This window comes from Streptomyces desertarenae, assembly GCF_042681365.1.
Classification (GTDB): Bacteria; Actinomycetota; Actinomycetes; order Streptomycetales; family Streptomycetaceae; genus Streptomyces; species Streptomyces desertarenae.
This window is the reverse complement of sequence record NZ_JBHUFU010000001.1, coordinates 623,853-640,339: the sequence shown is the minus strand read 5'-3', so window position 1 is coordinate 640,339 and position 16,487 is coordinate 623,853. Positions and strand designations below refer to the sequence as shown.

14 protein-coding genes are annotated in these 16,487 nt (G+C 75.3%); 6 read left to right on the top strand and 8 right to left on the bottom strand.

Going from position 1 to position 16,487, the window contains the following annotated elements:
- Positions 1–140: 140 nt before the first annotated feature.
- A complete protein-coding gene (locus tag ACFSJS_RS02845) occupies positions 141–1,694 on the bottom strand; it encodes a CehA/McbA family metallohydrolase (protein ID WP_380896270.1) in 1,554 nt (517 codons plus the stop codon).
- A 292-nt stretch (positions 1,695–1,986) separates the two neighbouring features.
- Here ACFSJS_RS02845 and ACFSJS_RS02840 point away from each other — a divergent pair, with 292 nt between their 5' ends.
- From ACFSJS_RS02840 to ACFSJS_RS02830, 3 genes are all read left to right on the top strand, one after another.
- A complete protein-coding gene (locus ACFSJS_RS02840) occupies positions 1,987–3,582 on the top strand; it encodes a pentapeptide repeat-containing protein (protein WP_380896268.1) in 1,596 nt (531 codons plus the stop codon).
- A 255-nt stretch (positions 3,583–3,837) separates the two neighbouring features.
- Positions 3,838–6,420 carry a bifunctional FO biosynthesis protein CofGH gene (locus ACFSJS_RS02835; RefSeq protein ID WP_380896266.1) on the top strand — a complete coding sequence of 861 codons (2,583 nt, stop codon included), beginning with the start codon at positions 3,838–3,840 and terminating at the stop codon, positions 6,418–6,420.
- Positions 6,421–6,640: 220 nt separating this feature from the next.
- On the top strand, positions 6,641–7,765 hold the full coding sequence (locus ACFSJS_RS02830; RefSeq protein ID WP_380896264.1) for an ADP-ribosylglycohydrolase family protein: 1,125 nt from the start codon (positions 6,641–6,643) through the stop codon (positions 7,763–7,765).
- Positions 7,766–8,004: 239 nt separating this feature from the next.
- Here ACFSJS_RS02830 and ACFSJS_RS02825 read toward each other — a convergent pair whose 3' ends face one another.
- From ACFSJS_RS02825 to ACFSJS_RS02815, 3 genes are all read right to left on the bottom strand, one after another.
- The gene (locus ACFSJS_RS02825; RefSeq protein WP_380896262.1) at positions 8,005–8,214 is read right to left on the bottom strand and encodes a DUF397 domain-containing protein; all 210 of its coding nucleotides are present in this window, start codon (positions 8,212–8,214) and stop codon (positions 8,005–8,007) included.
- 241 nt (positions 8,215–8,455) lie between these two features.
- Entirely contained in the window at positions 8,456–9,316 is an 861-nt protein-coding gene (locus ACFSJS_RS02820; protein WP_380896260.1) for a helix-turn-helix domain-containing protein, read from the bottom strand.
- 255 nt (positions 9,317–9,571) lie between these two features.
- Entirely contained in the window at positions 9,572–10,312 is a 741-nt protein-coding gene (locus tag ACFSJS_RS02815; protein ID WP_380896258.1) for a GOLPH3/VPS74 family protein, read from the bottom strand.
- Between the two features lie 222 nt (positions 10,313–10,534).
- Here ACFSJS_RS02815 and ACFSJS_RS02810 point away from each other — a divergent pair, with 222 nt between their 5' ends.
- Positions 10,535–12,811, top strand: coding sequence for a D-alanyl-D-alanine carboxypeptidase (locus tag ACFSJS_RS02810; protein ID WP_380896256.1), 2,277 nt, complete (start codon positions 10,535–10,537; stop codon positions 12,809–12,811).
- Positions 12,812–12,929: 118 nt separating this feature from the next.
- A complete protein-coding gene (locus ACFSJS_RS02805; protein ID WP_380896254.1) occupies positions 12,930–13,943 on the top strand; it encodes a YihY/virulence factor BrkB family protein in 1,014 nt (337 codons plus the stop codon).
- Here the strand turns inward: ACFSJS_RS02805 and ACFSJS_RS02800 are convergent.
- The 4 genes from ACFSJS_RS02800 to ACFSJS_RS02785 all read right to left on the bottom strand — a co-directional run bounded on the left by ACFSJS_RS02800 (position 13,908) and on the right by ACFSJS_RS02785 (position 15,656).
- Positions 13,908–14,300 (bottom strand): DUF3618 domain-containing protein, encoded by a 393-nt coding sequence (locus tag ACFSJS_RS02800; protein WP_380896252.1) that lies wholly within the window; start codon positions 14,298–14,300, stop codon positions 13,908–13,910. The genes ACFSJS_RS02805 and ACFSJS_RS02800 overlap by 36 nt on opposite strands.
- Positions 14,297–14,719, bottom strand: coding sequence for a phage holin family protein (locus ACFSJS_RS02795; RefSeq protein WP_380896250.1), 423 nt, complete (start codon positions 14,717–14,719; stop codon positions 14,297–14,299). Before ACFSJS_RS02795 ends, ACFSJS_RS02800 begins: the two co-directional genes overlap by 4 nt.
- Positions 14,720–14,841: 122 nt before the next feature.
- On the bottom strand, positions 14,842–15,069 hold the full coding sequence (locus ACFSJS_RS02790; RefSeq protein ID WP_380896248.1) for a hypothetical protein: 228 nt from the start codon (positions 15,067–15,069) through the stop codon (positions 14,842–14,844).
- Positions 15,069–15,656, bottom strand: a complete 588-nt coding sequence (locus ACFSJS_RS02785) for a hypothetical protein (protein ID WP_380896246.1) — start codon at positions 15,654–15,656, stop codon at positions 15,069–15,071. Before ACFSJS_RS02785 ends, ACFSJS_RS02790 begins: the two co-directional genes overlap by 1 nt.
- A 254-nt stretch (positions 15,657–15,910) precedes the next feature.
- Between ACFSJS_RS02785 and ACFSJS_RS02780 the strand changes: the two genes are divergently transcribed.
- Positions 15,911–16,354 carry a helix-turn-helix domain-containing protein gene (locus tag ACFSJS_RS02780; RefSeq protein WP_380896244.1) on the top strand — a complete coding sequence of 148 codons (444 nt, stop codon included), beginning with the start codon at positions 15,911–15,913 and terminating at the stop codon, positions 16,352–16,354.
- Positions 16,355–16,487 lie beyond the last annotated feature (133 nt).

Below are 16,487 nucleotides of genomic sequence, written 5' to 3'. Positions count from 1 at the left end.
CGCGTCAGCCGTGCCCCGTCCTCTCCCCACACTCATCGCAAACCCGCGACAGAACCGGTGGCCGGCACGCCGTCGGATGCGTCGATGCCCGACGTGTCGTCAGAAAGCGGCACTTCTGCGCCTGTCGGGGAGTGCGCCCCTCAGCGGGCCTCCAGCCACAGCGGGTTCGTCATCGCCGCCATGGCACCCGGCAGCTCCGCCGGCGCGCCCTCCGGCCGGGGGTGGCGGACCTCGGCGCGGACGTACGCCGCCAGCGACGCGGTGGTGCGCCAGACGGCCGTGCCCGCACCGGAGGAGGGCAGCCGCGCGGCGTGCATCTCGCCCTGATCGGTCATCAGCCGCACCGTACCGCCCGGCACCCCCGACACCTCCAGCCGCACCGCCACCTCCGCGTCCGGCGCGACGCGCAGCCGCTCACCGATGCCGGCGTGCTCGCCGCGCGGCCCGGTGGCCGACAGGGCCAGCCCGACGGCCGAGGACTCCGCCAGCCAGCTCCGGCCGGCGCGTATCGCCTCCAGCACGGCCGGACGCGACAGGTCCGCGGCGTGGACGACCGTCTGGGGCGCGCCCACCGCCTGCGGCTCGCGGTGGGCGTCGCTGTTGCCCATCGCCGGGATCCAGCCGCGGCCGCCGTCCCCGCCCCGGCCCGCGCGCCCGCCGGCGCAGGACGCGACCAGCAGGTTGTCCCAGGCGGCCAGCGCCAGTTCGTCGTCGGCCGTCCACGGGCCGTTCCACACCTCCACCGCGTCCGCGCCGGCGTAGCCGAACTTCCACTGGCATCCGACGAAGGGGCAGCTGGGGTGGGCCGGCACCACCAGGCCGCCCGCCCGGTGGACCGTCCGCACGTACCGCTCGTAGGCGTCGTCGCGCGCCCGGTAGCGCCAGTCGACGAAGGTGCCCGGATCGGTGCCGAGCGCCAGGAAGTGGCCGTTGCGCGTGGTGACCTCCTCGCCGCACAGGATCAGCAGGTCGTCCCCCCACAACCCCTCCCAGGCGGCGTGCCCGGAGGTGGTGTTGTGCTCGGTGGTGGCGATGAAGTCCAGCCCGGCCTCCCGCGCCGCCGCGGCGACCTCGGCCGGGGTGCGCCGCCCGTCCGAGTGCACGGTGTGCAGGTGGCAGTCGCCCCGGTACCAGGCGCGCCCCCGCCCCGCGGCCCGCTCCGGCGGATAGGCGGGCCGGGGCGTGCGGCCGGGCTCGCCGTACCGCAGGGTGACGGTGACCTCGTACTCCATCCCCTGCGGGGCGACGGTGTACGGGCCCAGGACCACGTGCCAGGTGCCGGGCCGCACCGGACCGGGGAGGTACCCGGGGGTGGCCTCCCACGCGCTGATGGCGAACTCGCTGCGGAAGCCGCCCGACCAGCCCCGGAAGCCGCGCCCGCCCGGTGCCGTGCCGCGCTCGTCGAAGATCCCGATGTCCAGGGCGTTGCCCGGGGTGCCGGCGGGCACGGCGGGCCTGTCGTAGGTGTAGGAGACGGCGATCTCCCGGACCCCGCGCGGCACTTCGACCGGCAGGTACACGAAGTCCGGCGCTCCCGTGGGCAGGTGGCCGCGGACGGTCCTGCTCTGCTCGCCCCGCGGCTCCTCCCCGCCCCGCCCGCCGTCCTCCGCCCGTGCGAAGACCACGGGCCGGAGCGTGAGCACGCCCGCCGCCCCCGCGGCGGCGGACAGCCTCAGTACGTCGCGCCGGTCCATGCCGATCTCCCGCCTCCCGACCTGCCGTGCCCCGATGGCGCTCCGGCACCCCCTGCTGTGGTGCGCGCCACTCTTCCACGCCGACGTGACCGATGGGGAAAGGGCTGTGGATAACCCGGCCGACACCGCGTGACGGGACGCCGCGCACCACCGCTGCCGGACCGCGGGGAGGGTCTCGGCGGCGCACGGTCCGTCCCGGTGCGCCCGCAGCGCCGCGCCGGAGAGTCCAGCGGTGCCCCTTCCGGGGCAGCGGTCCGCGCAACCGTCCGGCCGGGGCGACCGTCCTTCGGACATGACGCACCCGAGCCCTGCGCCGTCCCCGAGTCCGCCCGCCTGGCCGCACTGCGGCCACGGCGCCACCGGGGCCGATCCGATCGGCTGCCGCGGCGTCCACGTCGGTGAGTACCCCGCCTGCCTGGCCCACCTGGACGAGGCCGATCGCGCCGCCCACCTCGCCGCCCTGGCCCCCGGCGCCGACATCGACCACCGGGGCACCTCCTTCCCCCCGGAGCTGCTGGACCGGCTGCTCGCCGCCCTGCACGACTCCACCACCGGCCGGCCCCGCATCGGCGCCGCCCGGTTCGACGGGGCGTCGTTCTCCGGCGGCGCCTGGTTCGAGGGGGTGGCCTTCTCCGACCACACCTGGTTCGTCGGGGCGTCCTTCTTCGGTGACGCCCGGTTCGGCGGGGTGTCCTTCTCCGGTGGCGCCTGGTTCGAGGGGGCGGCCTTCTCCGACCACGCCCGGTTCGACGGGGCGCGGTTCGAGGGAACGCCGCGCCTGGGGCCGCTGGTGTGCGGCGACCGGGTGGTACTGGACGGTGCGGTGTTCCAGCAGCCGGTGGTGGCGGAGATCGCCGCCCGTCGGGTGAGCTGTGCGCGCACCCGGTGGGCGTCGACCGCCACGCTGCACCTGCGCCACGCCGAGCTGGACCTGCGCGACGCGGTCTTCGAGTACCCGGTGCTGGTCGCCGCCCGCCCCACCCCCTTCCCCGCCCCCGGCCCGGACGACCTGCTGCCGGAGACGGAGTTGTCCGGCCAGGACCCCGGCGTGCGCCTGACCTCGCTGGGCGGGGTGGACGCCGCGCACCTGGCCCTGCACGACATCGACCTGAGCAGGTGCCGGTTCGCCGGCGCCGTCCACCTCGACCGGCTGAAGGTCGACGGCTGGTGCACCTTCGCCCCCGCACCCCCCGGCTGGAGCCGGCGCTTTCCCTGGCGGTGGAGCCCGCGCAACACCCTGACCGAGGAGCACCACTGGCGGACCCACACCGCCCGCCGCCCCGACCGGGCCACCGCCCGGGGCTGGACGCCCCCACCGCCCGACGCCCCCGAGCTGCGGCCGGCCGCGGTGGCGGCGCTGTACCGGCAGCTGCGCAAGTCGCTGGAGGACGGCAAGAACGAGCCGGACGCCGCCGACTTCTACTACGGCGAGTGCGAGATGCGCCGCCACGACGCCACCCGGCCCCGGGCCGAGCGGGCGCTGCTGACCGCCTACTGGGCCGTCTCCGGCTACGGACTGCGTGCCTTCCGGGCCCTGGTCTGGCTGGGGGCGGCGATGGCCGTCACCTTCACGGTGCTGCTGCTGTGGGGCCTGCCCGCCGACGACCCCGAACCGACCATCACCGGCCGCCAGGTCACCGCCGGGAAGAACATCACCCTGACCGCCGGCACCCCCGATCCGCGTCCCCCCGACGGTCCGCTGGGGGAGCGTGTCACCGCCGAGCGGACCGACAAGGCCCTGCGCGTGGTCGTCACCTCGGTGGTCTTCCGCTCCTCCGGCCAGAACCTCACCCCCGTCGGCACCTACACCGAGATGGCCTCCCGGCTGGCCGAGCCCGTCCTCCTCGGCCTGGCCGTCCTCGCCGTCCGCAGCCGCGTCAAACGCTGACCGCGCCCCGCACGGCGGGGAAGACGGAGACGCCACGGCCACCCGAGCGATCGGTGCGCCCGCACCGCCCCGAGGTACCGCACGGAGGATCCCCGGGCCCGGCCACAGCACCGCCCGTTGAGATCCCCGGGCGGTCCGGCCACCGCCCGGCCCCCTCCCGAACCCTCCCCGCAGGGGCCCTGGGACCTGCGGAGTGTGAGAATGCCCGCACGGGCGCTCCGGAGTGCCGCCGGGCGGCGCTCGTATGCTCGGGACATGACTTCGAGCGCGCCGGCAGCCCCCACCGCCAACGCCATGCGACGTGCCCTCAAACGGGCCCGGGACGGGGTCGCGCTGGACACCGCCGAGGCGGCCGTGCTGCTCCAGGCGCGCGGGGAGGACCTCGCCGACCTGACGGCGTCGGCCGCCCGGGTGCGCGACGCCGGACTGGAGGCCGCGGGCCGCCCCGGAGTGATCACCTACTCGCGCAAGGTCTTCATCCCGCTGACCCGGCTGTGCCGGGACCGCTGCCACTACTGCACCTTCGTCACCGTGCCCGGCAAGCTGCGCCGGGAGGGCCACGGGATGTACCTCTCCCCGGACGAGGTGCTCGACATCGCCCGCCGGGGCGCCGCGGCGGGCTGCAAGGAGGCGCTGTTCACCCTCGGCGACCGGCCCGAGGACCGCTGGCCCGAGGCCCGCGCGTGGCTGGACGCGCACGGCTACGACGACACCCTCGCCTACGTCCGGGCCATGGCGGTCCGGGTGCTGGAGGAGACGGGCCTGCTGCCCCACCTCAATCCCGGCGTGCTGACGTGGTCGGACTTCCAGCGGCTCAAGCCCGTCGCCCCGTCGATGGGCATGATGCTGGAGACCACCGCCACCCGCCTGTGGTCCGAGCCCGGCGGCCCCCACCACGGCTCGCCCGACAAGGAGCCGGCCGTCCGGCTGCGGGTGCTGGAGGACGCGGGGCGCTCCTCCGTCCCCTTCACCACCGGCATCCTCATCGGCATCGGCGAGACCCCCGAGGAGCGGGCGGAGTCGCTGTTCGCGATCCGCCGCGTCCAGCGGGCGTACCACGGCGTCCAGGAAGTCATCGTGCAGAACTTCCGCGCCAAGCCCGGCACGGCCATGCGCGGCATGCCCGACGCCGAGCTGGAGGAGCTGGCCGCCGCCGTCGCCGTCGCCCGCCACGTGCTCGGCCCCTCCGCCCGCATCCAGGCCCCGCCCAACCTGGTGGACTCCGAGTACGCGCTGATGATCGGCGCCGGCATCGACGACTGGGGCGGGGTCTCCCCGCTCACCCCCGACCACGTCAACCCCGAGCGCCCCTGGCCGCACATCGACGAGCTCGCCGAGCGCACCCGGGCCGCGGGCTTCTCCCTGCGCGAACGCCTCACCGTCTACCCGGAGTTCGTCCGCCGCGGCGAGCCCTGGCTCGACCCCCGGCTGCTGCCCCACGTGACCGCCCTGGCCGACCCGGCCACGGGCCTGGCCCGCGAGGACGCGGTCGTCACCGGGCGGCCCTGGCAGGAGCCCGACGAGGGGTTCACCGCCGGCGGCCGTACCGACCTGCACCGCACCATCGACACCACCGGCCGCACCGCCGACCGCCGCACCGACTTCGACGAGGTGTACGGCGACTGGGGGGCGCTCCGCGAGCAGGCCGCGCCCGGCATGGCACCCGAGCGCATCGACGCCGACGTGCGCGCGGCGCTGGCCACCGCCGCCGACGACCCCACCCGCCTCACCGACGAGCAGGCCCTGGCGCTCCTCCACGCCGACGGCCCGGCCCTGGACGCGCTCTGCCGGGTCGCGGACGACGTGCGCCGCGACACCGTCGGCGACGACGTGACCTACATCGTCACGCGCAACATCAACTTCACCAACGTCTGCTACACCGGCTGCCGCTTCTGCGCCTTCGCCCAGCGCCGCACCGACGCCGACGCCTACACCCTCTCCCTCGACCAGGTCGCCGACCGCGCGGCGCAGGCGTGGGAGGTCGGCGCGGTCGAGGTGTGCATGCAGGGCGGCATCCACCCGGACCTGCCCGGCACCGCGTACTTCGACATCGTGCGGGCGGTCAAGGAGCGCGTGCCGGGGATCCACGTCCACGCCTTCTCGCCGATGGAGGTCGCCAACGGCGCGGCCCGCACCGGCATGTCGGTCCGCGACTGGCTGACCGCGGCCAAGGAGGCCGGGCTGGACTCCATCCCGGGCACGGCGGCCGAGATCCTGGACGACGAGGTGCGCTGGATCCTCACCAAGGGCAAGCTGCCGGCGGCCGCCTGGGTCGAGGTGGTCACCACCGCGCACGAACTGGGCCTGCCGTCGTCGTCGACGATGATGTACGGGCACGTGGACCAGCCGCGCCACTGGCTGGGCCACCTGCGGCTGCTGGCCCGCATCCAGCAGGAGACCGGCGGCTTCACGGAGTTCGTCACGCTGCCGTTCGTCCACACCAACGCCCCGGTCTACCTCGCGGGCATCGCCCGCCCCGGGCCGACGGCGCGCGACAACCGGGCCGTGACGGCCATGGCCCGCCTCCTGCTCCACCCGCACATCACCAACATCCAGACGAGCTGGGTGAAGCTGGGCACCGAGGGCGCGGCGGAGATGCTGCGCTCGGGCGCGAACGACCTGGGCGGCACGCTGATGGAGGAGACGATCTCCCGGATGGCGGGCTCCTCCTACGGCTCCTACCGCTCCGTGCGGGACCTGGTCGCCATCGCCGAGGCCGCCGGGCGCCCGTCCCGGCCCCGTACGACGGTCTACGGCGAGGTCCCCGAGGAGCGCGTGCGCGCCGCCCTGGCCTCCGACGGGCACCTTCCGGAACTGCTGCCGGTGCTGGGGGACTGAGGGGCCGTACCGCGCGGGCCCGCCCCGCCGGCGCCCCGGGCGGTCTCCCCGGGATCTCCCGGTCCCGGCCTGCTTCCGTTCCCTCCCGACCGCCGGGGGGTCGATTACAGTGCGGACCGGCGCGGGCCGCCCCGGCGGACGGGGCGGCCGGCGGCACCGGAAGAGCACGGAGCGCACGGGCAGGACGGGCAGACGGCCGGACGACGGGAGGGACGGCGCAGTGACCGTGACGGCTGGCGGCGGCATCTGGGGCCGCGCAGAGCAGCAGGACTTCCGCAGCCGCGTGCGCGGCTGCCTCCTGGGCGGAGCCATCGGCGACGCGCTCGGCGCGGGCGTCGAGTTCGACTCGCTCGACGCCATCCGCGAGGCCCACGGCCCGCAGGGGGTGGCCGACTACGTCCCCGCCTACGGACGGCGCGGTGCCGTCACCGACGACACCCAGATGACCCTGTTCACCGTCGACGGGCTCATCCGCGCCCACGTGCGGCGCGACACCGGCGCCTGGCACCCCCCGACCGACGTGCACGCCGCCTACCGCCGCTGGGCCGCCACCCAGCGGGACTGGGGGCCGGACGAGCGCAGGACGGAGGACGGCTGGCTGGCCCGCCAGGAGTGGCTGTACTCCCAGCGCGCCCCCGGCCGCGCCTGCCTGACCGGCCTCGCCGACGACCGGATGGGCACGCTGGAGGCGCCGAAGAACCCCGATTCCAAGGGCTGCGGCACCGTCATGCGCTCGGCGCCCTTCGGGCTGCTCGTCGGCTGGGAGCCGCAACTGGTCTTCCAGCTCGCCGTCGAGTGCGCCGTCCAGACGCACGGCCACCCCACCGGCTACCTGGCGGCCGGCGCCTTCGCCGTCATCGTCCACGCCGTCGCGCGCGGCGAGAGCCTGGACGGCGCCGTGCAGCGCGCCCTGGTCCACCTGGCCGCCCACCCCGGGCACGAGGAGACCACCGACGCGCTCAAGCAGGCCCTCGGCGCCGTGCGCCAGGGCCTGCCGACCGCGGAGCGCGTGGAGTCGCTGGGGGAGGGCTGGACGGCGGAGGAGGCGCTGGCGATGGGCGTGTACTGCGCGCTGGTCGCCGAGGACGTGCGGCACGGGCTGCTGCTGGCCGTGAACCACGGCGGGGACTCGGACTCGACCGGTTCGGTCTGCGGCAACCTGCTGGGCGTCCTGCACGGGGAGACGGCCCTGCCGCCGAACTGGGTCGCCGAGCTGGAGGGGCGGGCCACGATCCTGGAGCTGGCGGACGACTTCGCCATGGAGATGACCCAGGGGCCGGCCCTCCACACCCCCGCCACCCCGGCCGGCTCGCCGGGCTGGCTCACCCGCTACCCGCGGACCTGACGGGCCCTCCGGGGAGCACGGCCCGCCCTTCCGGGAGCGCCGTGCCCCCGGACGGTGCGCTCCCGGAACGCGCCGAGCCCCCTCGGCCGGGACGGCGAACCAGACGAGAGGGCTTCGGTCGGTCGTGCCGGGCTTCCCGCGCACCCCGTGACCCGGTGCGGCGGCACGGCGGGCGCGCGCCGCGCCTGAGCGGTCGGCAGCGGCGCGGGCGTTCGGTACGGGACCGGCTGCGGGAAGGATCAGCCGCGGTCGAGCGCCTTCCGGCCGAGGGCTCCCACGAACGCGGTCCACGACCCCGGCTCGAAGGCCAGCGACGGCCCCTGCGGAACCTTGGAGTCGCGTACGGCGACCTCGCGCGGCTCGGGGGAGCGCACCTCGACGCACGCCCCGTTCCCGGCGGAGTGGCTGGACTTGGTCCAACGATCGGTCATGCCCTGTCGAATGGCCATGTCTGCTCCGTTTTCTCCCGAGTGGTGAAGAGTGCCGGGTGGGCCCGGCGTGCGGCAGACGGTACCCGCCGATCGAGGATTTGGAAGCCGTCGTTCACTCGACCGGATGGCATATTCCAAGCGGGTCTTCCCACCGAACCGTCGCGGGGTGTACTTTGCGGCGCCATCGGCACCGCCGGCGCCGCGCGGACGCCCGCACCCCCGGCCGCACTCCGGCCGCGCGGGCCCGGAGCCGGCTGCGTCAGCCGCGTGTGTACTCCTTGGCGATGCCCTCGATGAACTCCCGCGACTGGTCGACGTTGAGGGCCTGCGCCCGCAGATGCTCGTACATCACGCTGTAGCTGTGGACGTCGCCGGCCTTCTCCAGGTAGAGGTCGCTGGTGACGCCCTCCAGGTAGACCACGGTCGAGTCCGCCGCGTCGGGGAACTCCAGGATCGCGTACTGGCCGTTGAGCCCGGGGTGCGCGCCCATGGCGAAGGGCATCACCTGCACCGTCACGTGCGGCAGGCGGGACAGCTCCAGCAGCCGCTCCAGCTGCTCCCGCATGATCTGCCGTCCGCCGACCGTGCGGCGCAGCGCCGCCTCGTCGATCACCGCCCACAGGCGCAGCGGGTTCCTGGTGTCGTGGATGCGGTCCTGGCGCCGCAGCCGCACCTGCACGCGCTTCTCCACGTCCGCCGCGGACGCCTCGGGCAGCGCACCGGCGACGACGGCCTCCGCGTACGCCGGGGTCTGCAGCAGCCCGGGCATGACCTGCGGCTCGTACACCCGCAGGGACGCCGCGTCCGTCTCCAGCCCGATGTAGACGCTGTAGGGGATGTCGCCGAAGGCGTGCCACCAGCCCTGCTGTCTGGACTCCTTGGCCATCTGCATCAGGGACTCGACTATCCGCCGGTCCTCGACCTCGTACACCCCGCACAGGTCGCGGACGTCGCGCTGGCTGATGCTGCGTCGGCCGTTCTCCAGTCGGCTGATCTTGGACTGGGAGACCAGCAGCCGCTCGGCCACCTCTTCGGCCGTCATCCCCTTCTGCTCGCGGAGCCGGCGCAGTTCCTGCCCCAGCCGGCGCCGCCTGACGGTGGGATTGACGTTGGATGCCACGGTGCGCACACCTCCGCTTGTGCCGGACAGGACCGTTCCCCCAGCAGGTTGCCACCAACGGCGGCCGCTCCGCCGGGAAACGGCCACAGAGGGTGTGCGCGCGCAAGCGCGGGGTGGCGGCCCGCACGCCGGCCTCGGCGTGCGGGCCGCCACCCCGCGGCCCGGCCCGGTGGACCGGCCCGCGGCCGGGCGACCGGTCCCTGTGTCCGGCTGTGGCTCGCCGACCACCGGGATGCCGGTGGCGGGTGTGTGGGGTCAGCGGGCGCCCGCGCGGGCCATGCCGCCCCGCCGCGCCTGCCCGGCGAGCGACGGTGGCGCGGCCGTCCGGCCGCCGCCGCCCCGGCTCGGTGCGGCGCGCCGCGGCTGCTGGGCCGCGACGCCGTTCTGCACGTCCATCACGGCGTGCGCGACGAGGCCGCCCATCGGGTCGTGCCTGATCAGATCCCGCAGCCGGGACCGGGATGACCGTCCCTCGTTGCCGGGATAGAGGTGCTTGCCGAGACCGACCGCGTGGGCCAGCGCGGCAAGCGCCGCGGTCCGCGGGTCCGGCGGGACGCCGGTGCGGATCGCACTGTCCAGCCGGGCCCTGATCTCCCGGCTCACCGCCGTGTCCGTCGCCTGGTAGCGAGTCGTCGGCAGCACCCCGCACATCTGGCTGGATACGGCGTGGACCATGCCGCAGCGCTCCAGGTGTGTGAGATAGGTTTGACGCAGGCCCAGTCTGGGCCCGCCGATCCAGTGGACCGCTCGCACCGGGCTGCCGCGCCTGCGCAGCAGTTCCAGCGCGGAGTCCAGTGTCGGATCTCCGGTCGGCCGCGGCAGCACCACGGCTATTCGGTCCCCGTCAGGGGCTATCCGTCCTGCGAGAGCCAGCTCGACGAGCTGGGCCCCGGCCAGGCCGAGGTCGAGCGACTGCGGCTGCGCCGTGGTACCCGTGGCCGGGTCCAGGGCCAGCAGCAGAAGCTCCTCCGGAATTGTTCTGCGGCTCCTGCCCATCCATGCCTCCCCGCGTGGATGCATGACAGGGTGACCCCTCTCACAGAGGTCTGTCGAGAGCACCTGTGCGCTTTGTCATGGAACCAGTAGGTATGTCGTTACCGTCTGGCAATTTAGCGGCCCCTTAGCGGCCCCGCGGGGAGCCGGAGAGCCGAGGGAGGGCCGGCTTCCGGAGCACTGTTTACTGATATGACGAACGGCAAGAGCAAGCAGGAGGCATAGGTGGCGGGCAAGTCCCCCGACAGGTCGGTCCGGCAGATTCCGTTGGGGGAGACGACGGAGGGGGCCGGGACGGTTCCCGAGCGCTCCCGTGACCCTCGCGCGGCGCTGTGCGAAGCGCCCCGGGAGGCGGAGGAGCCCGGGACGGACCCGGACGCCGGGGAGCGCGGGACGGACGGCGAGGGAACCGGCGGGCCGACGGCGGCCGGGGAGCCCGACGACGACGCGGACGCGGACGCCGCCGCGAGTGCGGACCCGGATGCCGGTGGCGACGCGGACCCGGACGCCGGTGCGGACCCGGACGCGGAGGGAGCGGCCGCGGAGGGAGCCGCGGACGGCGACCGCGCGGCGGGCACCGGGACGGACGGGGAGCCCGGTTCCGGCGACGGGCCGGCGGACCGGTCGACGACGGTCCTCCGGGCGCCCGCGGCCGGCGGCTCCGGTGGGGTCGGCGGCCCGGAGGCGGAGGCCGACGGTCCGGAGTCCCGGAAGGACGGGCCCGCGGAGGCCGGCGAGGGCACCGGGCCCGCGGTCGGCGGCTCCGGTGGGGACGGCGGCGGGAAGGCGGAGGGGACCGGCGGTACCGCGTCCGGGAAGGCCCGCGACGAGGACCGCGAGGAGGCCCCGGAGGGCAGCCGCGACGAGGACCGCGAGGAGGCCCCGGAGGACAGCCGGGACGAGGACCGCGACGAGGCCCCGGAGGAGAGCCGGGACGAGGCGGGGACCGCCGCCGGCCCGGTGGCGGCCAAGCCGGTCGACCAGACCACCGCCATGCTCCGGGTGCGCCCCGGCGGGGCGGGGACCGGTCGCGAGGAGGGCGACGCCGAGCGCACGAGCCGCTTCGTGCCGCTGCGGTCCCCCGACGACCCCCGGCCGCCCGCGCCCACCTCCTCCGCACCGCCGCCCGCCGCGGCGGCCGCGCCCGCCGCGACCACCGCGCCGGCCGAGGCGCCGGCGGTGCCCGACCTGCCCGAGGCCGAGCGGACGAAGCAGCAGCCGCTGCCGCCGCACCGGCCCCTGGAGCTGCTGGCCGAGCTGACGAACAAGCCCGCGCCGCCCCCGACCCCGCTGCGGACCGCGCTGCGCCGCATCAAGATCTGGTCGCCGCTGGTCGTCCTGCTGGCGATCGTCCTCGCGGTGGTCCAGCTCCTGCGCCCGCTGCCCGAGCCCGAACTGAAGCTCACCGCTCCGGCCGCGTACTCCTTCGGCGGCGAGAAGCCCGAGCCGGCCTGGCCGAGCGAGGGCCAGGCGGCCGTGGAGGTCGAGGGGCTCGGCTCCCTGGGCACCTACGGGGAGCAGAAGCCGGTGCCGATCGCGAGCGTGGCGAAGGTGATGACCGCCTACGTCATCCTGCGCGAGCACCCGCTGAAGGCGGGCGAGGAGGGGCCGCGGATACCCGTCGACCAGCGGGCCGAGAAGGAGGCGTCCCTGCCGAACGAGTCGACCGTGCCGGTCGAGGCGGGTGAGGAGATCACCCTCAGCGAGGCGCTCCACGCCGTGATGATCGCGTCCGCGAACAACGTGGCGCGGCTGCTCGCCCGTTGGGACACCGGCGGCTCGGAGGAGGAGTTCGTCAAGAAGATGAACGCCGCCGCCAAGGAGCTCGGGATGACCGACACCACCTACACCGACGCCAGCGGACTGCGGCAGGACACCGTCAGCACCGCCGTCGACCAGGTGAAGCTGGGCAAGAAGGTGATGGACTTCGAGGCCTTCCGGGAGATCGTCAAGAAGCCCTCCTACGACGACCGCAACGGCCGCAACCACCGCAACTGGAACGGTCTGGTCCCCTACGACAACGCCATCGGCATCAAGCCCGGCACCACCACCGCGGCCGGCGGCAACCTGCTGTTCGCGGGGGAGAAGGAGATCGGCGGCACCAGGCAGCTGATCATCGGGGCCGTCCTCGGCCAGCACCGGCCCTCGATCATCGACACGGTCGTCGGCGAGAGCCGGGAGCTGCTGGTCTCCGTGCAGAAGCTCCTGCGGGCGGAGCAGATCGTCCGGAAGGGCGACGTGGTCGGGTACGTGGACGACGGGCTCGGCGGCCGGACGGCGCTGGTCGCCACCGAGGACGTCACGGCCGTCGGCTGGTCCGGGCTGGAGGTGGAGCTGGCGCTCACCGACGGCGGCAAGGGCGTGCCGGGCACCGCGGAGGCGGGTGAGACCGTCGGCACCCTGACCGTCGGCAGCGGGCCGGGCCAGGTGAAGGTCCCGGTGGCCGTCCGGGAGGAGCTGGCCGAGCCGGGAGTGGGGACGCGGCTCACCCGCGTCCTGTGACCCGTGTGCCGGACGCGCCGCACGGCGGGGCGCGTCCGGCGCGTCCGCCGACGGGGGCGGGGGACCGGCCACCGGACGTACGCACATGACCGGGCCCGCCCGGGCAATCAGTACGGGCATGGTGAAGACGTGGTGGGCCGTACTGCGCGGCACGGTCAAGGAGTTCCTCGACGACGAGATCGCGGACCGGGCGGCGGCCCTCACGTACTACGGCGTGCTGTCGATCTTCCCGGCGCTGCTGCTGCTCGTGTCGCTGCTCGGCGTGGTCGGCGAGAAGGCGACCAAGAGCATCCTGGACAACCTGGAGCAGCTGGCCCCCGGACCGGCCCGCGAGATCCTGCGCGACGCCGTGGACGAGATCCAGCGCGGCGGCGGCGGCTTCCTGGCGGTCGTCAGCCTGCTGGCCGCGGTGTGGGCCGCCTCCGGCTACGTCGCGGCGTTCATCCGCACCGCCAACCACGTCTACGACGTCCCCGAGGGGCGCCCGGTGTGGAAGCTCACGCCGCTGCGCATCGGCGTCACGCTGGTGCTGATGGTGCTCCTCGCGCTGAGCGCGGTGATCGTGGTGTTCACCGGCGGGCTGGCCGAGCAGATGGGGACGGCCGTCGGGCTGGGCGACCAGGCGCTGCTGGTGTGGTCGATCGCCAAGTGGCCGGTGCTGGTGCTGCTGGTGACGTCGATGATCAGCATCCTGTACTGGTCGGCGCCCAACGCCCGGCTGCGGGGGCTGCGCATGGCGCCCGGCAGCGTGCTGGCGGTCCTGCTGTGGGTGATCGCCTCCGCCGGCTTCGCGCTCTACACCGCCAACTTCGGCTCCTACAACAAGACCTACGGCACCCTCGCCGGCGTCGTCGTCTTCCTCGTCTGGCTGTGGCTGTCGAACCTGGCCATCCTCCTGGGCCTGGAGCTGGACGCGGAGCTGGCCCGGCGGCGCGCCTACGCCCAGGGCCTGCCCAAGGGGGAGGAGCCGTACGTGGAGCCGCGCGACACCACCAAGTGGCCGCGCTCCCTGCGGCGGAAGGTCAGGCGGCGGGAGGCGGAGCGCCGCAGGGCGGCGGGCGCGTCCGGCGGCACGGACGCCTCCCGCGCCGGCGGTTCAGCGGAGCCGGCGCGCGACGAGACGCCGGAGTGAGGCCGGGGGCCGCGGGTCGCGCACCGCGAGCCGCTGCCACGGCCGCGCCTGCACCCTCCCGCCCCCGTGCCGCCGCTGCCGGATCACCAGCACCGCGACGGCCACGGCGACGACGGCACCGCCGACGGCGGCCAGCGGCCGCGCGTTGCGCCGGCCCGCCCGCGCCGCCTCCGAGGCCCTCCGGTGCGCCAGGGCCCTGACGTCCGTCCTGGCGGCCAGCTCCTCCAGGGTGTCGCCCAGCTCCCGGCGGGTGTGCTCGATCCGCTCGCGCAGCTCCGCGGGGGTCTCCGGGTCGGGGGGGATGCCCGGTGTCTCGGGCAGTCCCGTGTCGGGCGGTGCGGCGCGGTGCGCGTTCACCGGCGTACCCTCCCCCTGATCTCGTGGAGGTCCTCCTGCATGCCGCGCAGGGCCCTCTCGGGCTTGGCCGGGGCCGCCCTGCGGACCTCCTGCCGGCCCAGGAGGGCCATCAGGCCGGCGACGAGGAGCAGCACCACCATGACGACCAGGGCGGACAGCCACACCGGCCACACCACGGCCAGACCGGCGATCGCGGCCGCCACACCGGCCCCCGCCGCGAACAGCGCGACCACCGCGGCGCCGCCCAGCAGCCCGCCGCCCAGCCCGGCCCGCCTGCCCTTCTCCGCCATCTCCATCCTGGCGAGCTGCAGCTCCTCCCGGAGGAGCTGCGACATCTGCGTGGTGGCCCGTGCCACCAGCTCGCCGACGGAGTGCTCGTCCGCCCGTTTGTGCCCGTCCAACCGCCGTGTCGTGGTCATCGTCGTTGCGCTCCCCTCATGGGTCGCCCTGCGGGTACCTCCGTTCACCGTCCGCTAACCACGGCTCACCCGTTCGTCGCGGCAGGATGGCGCGGAAAGGGGGAGGGCGGCGCCGCGGCCGGTCACCCGGAGGCGGTGCCGCCGCCACCGCCGCCGTCGCTCCCGTCCCTGCCGCCCGCCGCGCCGCCCCGGCGGGCGGAGCGTTCGGCGGCGAAGACGTCCTCCAGGCGGTAGAGCAGGGCCCGTCCCTGCCGTCCGGCCGGGGTGAGGCGGCCGAGCTGGACCCACTTGCGGATGGTGGCCGGGGAGACCGCCGCCTCCCGCGCGGCCATGGCGCCGGTGACGAGCATCAGGCGTCACCGTCCGGGGAGCCGTGCCGCTCGTGCAGCGGCCAGGCGTGCCGGTGGGCGGGGTCGGTGCGGCAGTCGCACTCGGGGTCGTCGCAGCGGCAGCCGGGGTTGATGCACAGCACGGTCCGGCGTTCGGGGAAGGCCCGCAGGGAGACGGAGTCGCACCAGGGGCAGCGCCCCTCGACGACCGTCATCGGCTCGCTCTCCCCCAGCACCCGCGCGCAGCGGCGGGCCATCCTGCGGGCCTCGTCCCGGACGTGCTCGGCGAGGACGGGGTGCTCGCCGATGCGGTCGAGCAGGTCCAGCAGGCGGCCGATCCGCTGCGGGACCCGGGCGTGCCGCGGACGGGGCAGGCCGAGCCGGGCGTGGACGGCCTCCTCCAGCTCCACCACGCCGTCGGTGATGTCGCGGATCGCGTCGGAGACGTGCAGGCGTAACGGGGCGGTGGTGCGGCTGCGGTTGACGGGGCCGGGGGTGGCGGCGGGCACGGCGGGGCTGCGGCCGCCGGGGGCCAGCTCGTCGAGGAGCTCGGGGAACCGGCTGCGCAGCGCGCCCAGCCAGCGGGCCGTCTCGGCGCGGAGGCTCATGCCGCCACCCCCGGCCCGGCCGGACCGGGCCGCAGGAGGCGGTCGGCGTTCGCTGACGCACGGATGACAGACGCCATGGACAACTCCCTCGGATCTGCTCGGGTGTTCGAGGCGAGCCCCATGATCGTATGTTGCGTGCCAGCGCGCAACAAGTTTTCGCGAGAGCGTCTCGAAGCCGTCCATTTCGCGCTCGATAGCACGTAATGCCGCGCGCGAAAGCACGTTATGCTGAGGGGCCACGAAGGGGGCGAGTCATGGCGGCTGCGCAGGATCTTGAGGGCTTCGCGACCTGGATCGAAGGGCTGATCCGGGAGCGGGGCTACGACATCGACAGCCCGCGGGGCGGCGGCAAGTCGCGGCTCGCCGACGCCGCGGGCGTGCACCGTGCGGCGATCACCCGGCTGCTGCAGCGGCACAGCATGCCCGATTTGGAGACCATGCGCCGGCTCGCCCGGGTCCTGCGGGTCCCGGTGCGGGAGATGCTCGTCCGCTCCGGCCAGCTCACCGCGGACGAACTGCCGCTGTCGCCCGCCCCCGCGGGGGCTGCCGGCGGCGGGGCGGACGAGCCGCTCACGCTGGAGCGCGCCGCCGAGCTGCTGGGCATCCCGGCCGAGCAGCGGGAGATGTTCGTCAGGGTGGCGGGCCAGTTCCTGCCGGAGAACGGCCCCGCGGAGGCGCCCGCGCGCCGCCGGGCCTGACCGCGCCGCCGCACGCTCCCGAGCCCGCCCCCTCGCCGCTCCCGCGGCCGCGGTCCGTGGGCGGGGCGGAGCCCAACCCCCCCGTCCCGCAACGGTGTTCGAGCAGGTGGCATAGGATTGGGCGGCTGACCGG

What these genes read in the sequence shown, in the direction of transcription:
- ACFSJS_RS02780 (WP_380896244.1), top strand. Translation starts at nt 15,911, where the DNA reads ATGGCGGCTGCGCAGGATCTTGAGGGCTTCGCGACCTGGATCGAAGGG.
- ACFSJS_RS02845 (WP_380896270.1), bottom strand. Translation starts at nt 1,694, where the DNA reads ATGGACCGGCGCGACGTACTGAGGCTGTCCGCCGCCGCGGGGGCGGCG.
- ACFSJS_RS02815 (WP_380896258.1), bottom strand. Translation starts at nt 10,312, where the DNA reads ATGGGCAGGAGCCGCAGAACAATTCCGGAGGAGCTTCTGCTGCTGGCC.
- ACFSJS_RS02835 (WP_380896266.1), top strand. Translation starts at nt 3,838, where the DNA reads ATGACTTCGAGCGCGCCGGCAGCCCCCACCGCCAACGCCATGCGACGT.
- ACFSJS_RS02805 (WP_380896254.1), top strand. Translation starts at nt 12,930, where the DNA reads ATGGTGAAGACGTGGTGGGCCGTACTGCGCGGCACGGTCAAGGAGTTC.
- ACFSJS_RS02790 (WP_380896248.1), bottom strand. Translation starts at nt 15,069, where the DNA reads ATGCTCGTCACCGGCGCCATGGCCGCGCGGGAGGCGGCGGTCTCCCCG.
- ACFSJS_RS02840 (WP_380896268.1), top strand. Translation starts at nt 1,987, where the DNA reads ATGACGCACCCGAGCCCTGCGCCGTCCCCGAGTCCGCCCGCCTGGCCG.
- ACFSJS_RS02785 (WP_380896246.1), bottom strand. Translation starts at nt 15,656, where the DNA reads ATGAGCCTCCGCGCCGAGACGGCCCGCTGGCTGGGCGCGCTGCGCAGC.
- ACFSJS_RS02825 (WP_380896262.1), bottom strand. Translation starts at nt 8,214, where the DNA reads ATGGCCATTCGACAGGGCATGACCGATCGTTGGACCAAGTCCAGCCAC.
- ACFSJS_RS02795 (WP_380896250.1), bottom strand. Translation starts at nt 14,719, where the DNA reads ATGACCACGACACGGCGGTTGGACGGGCACAAACGGGCGGACGAGCAC.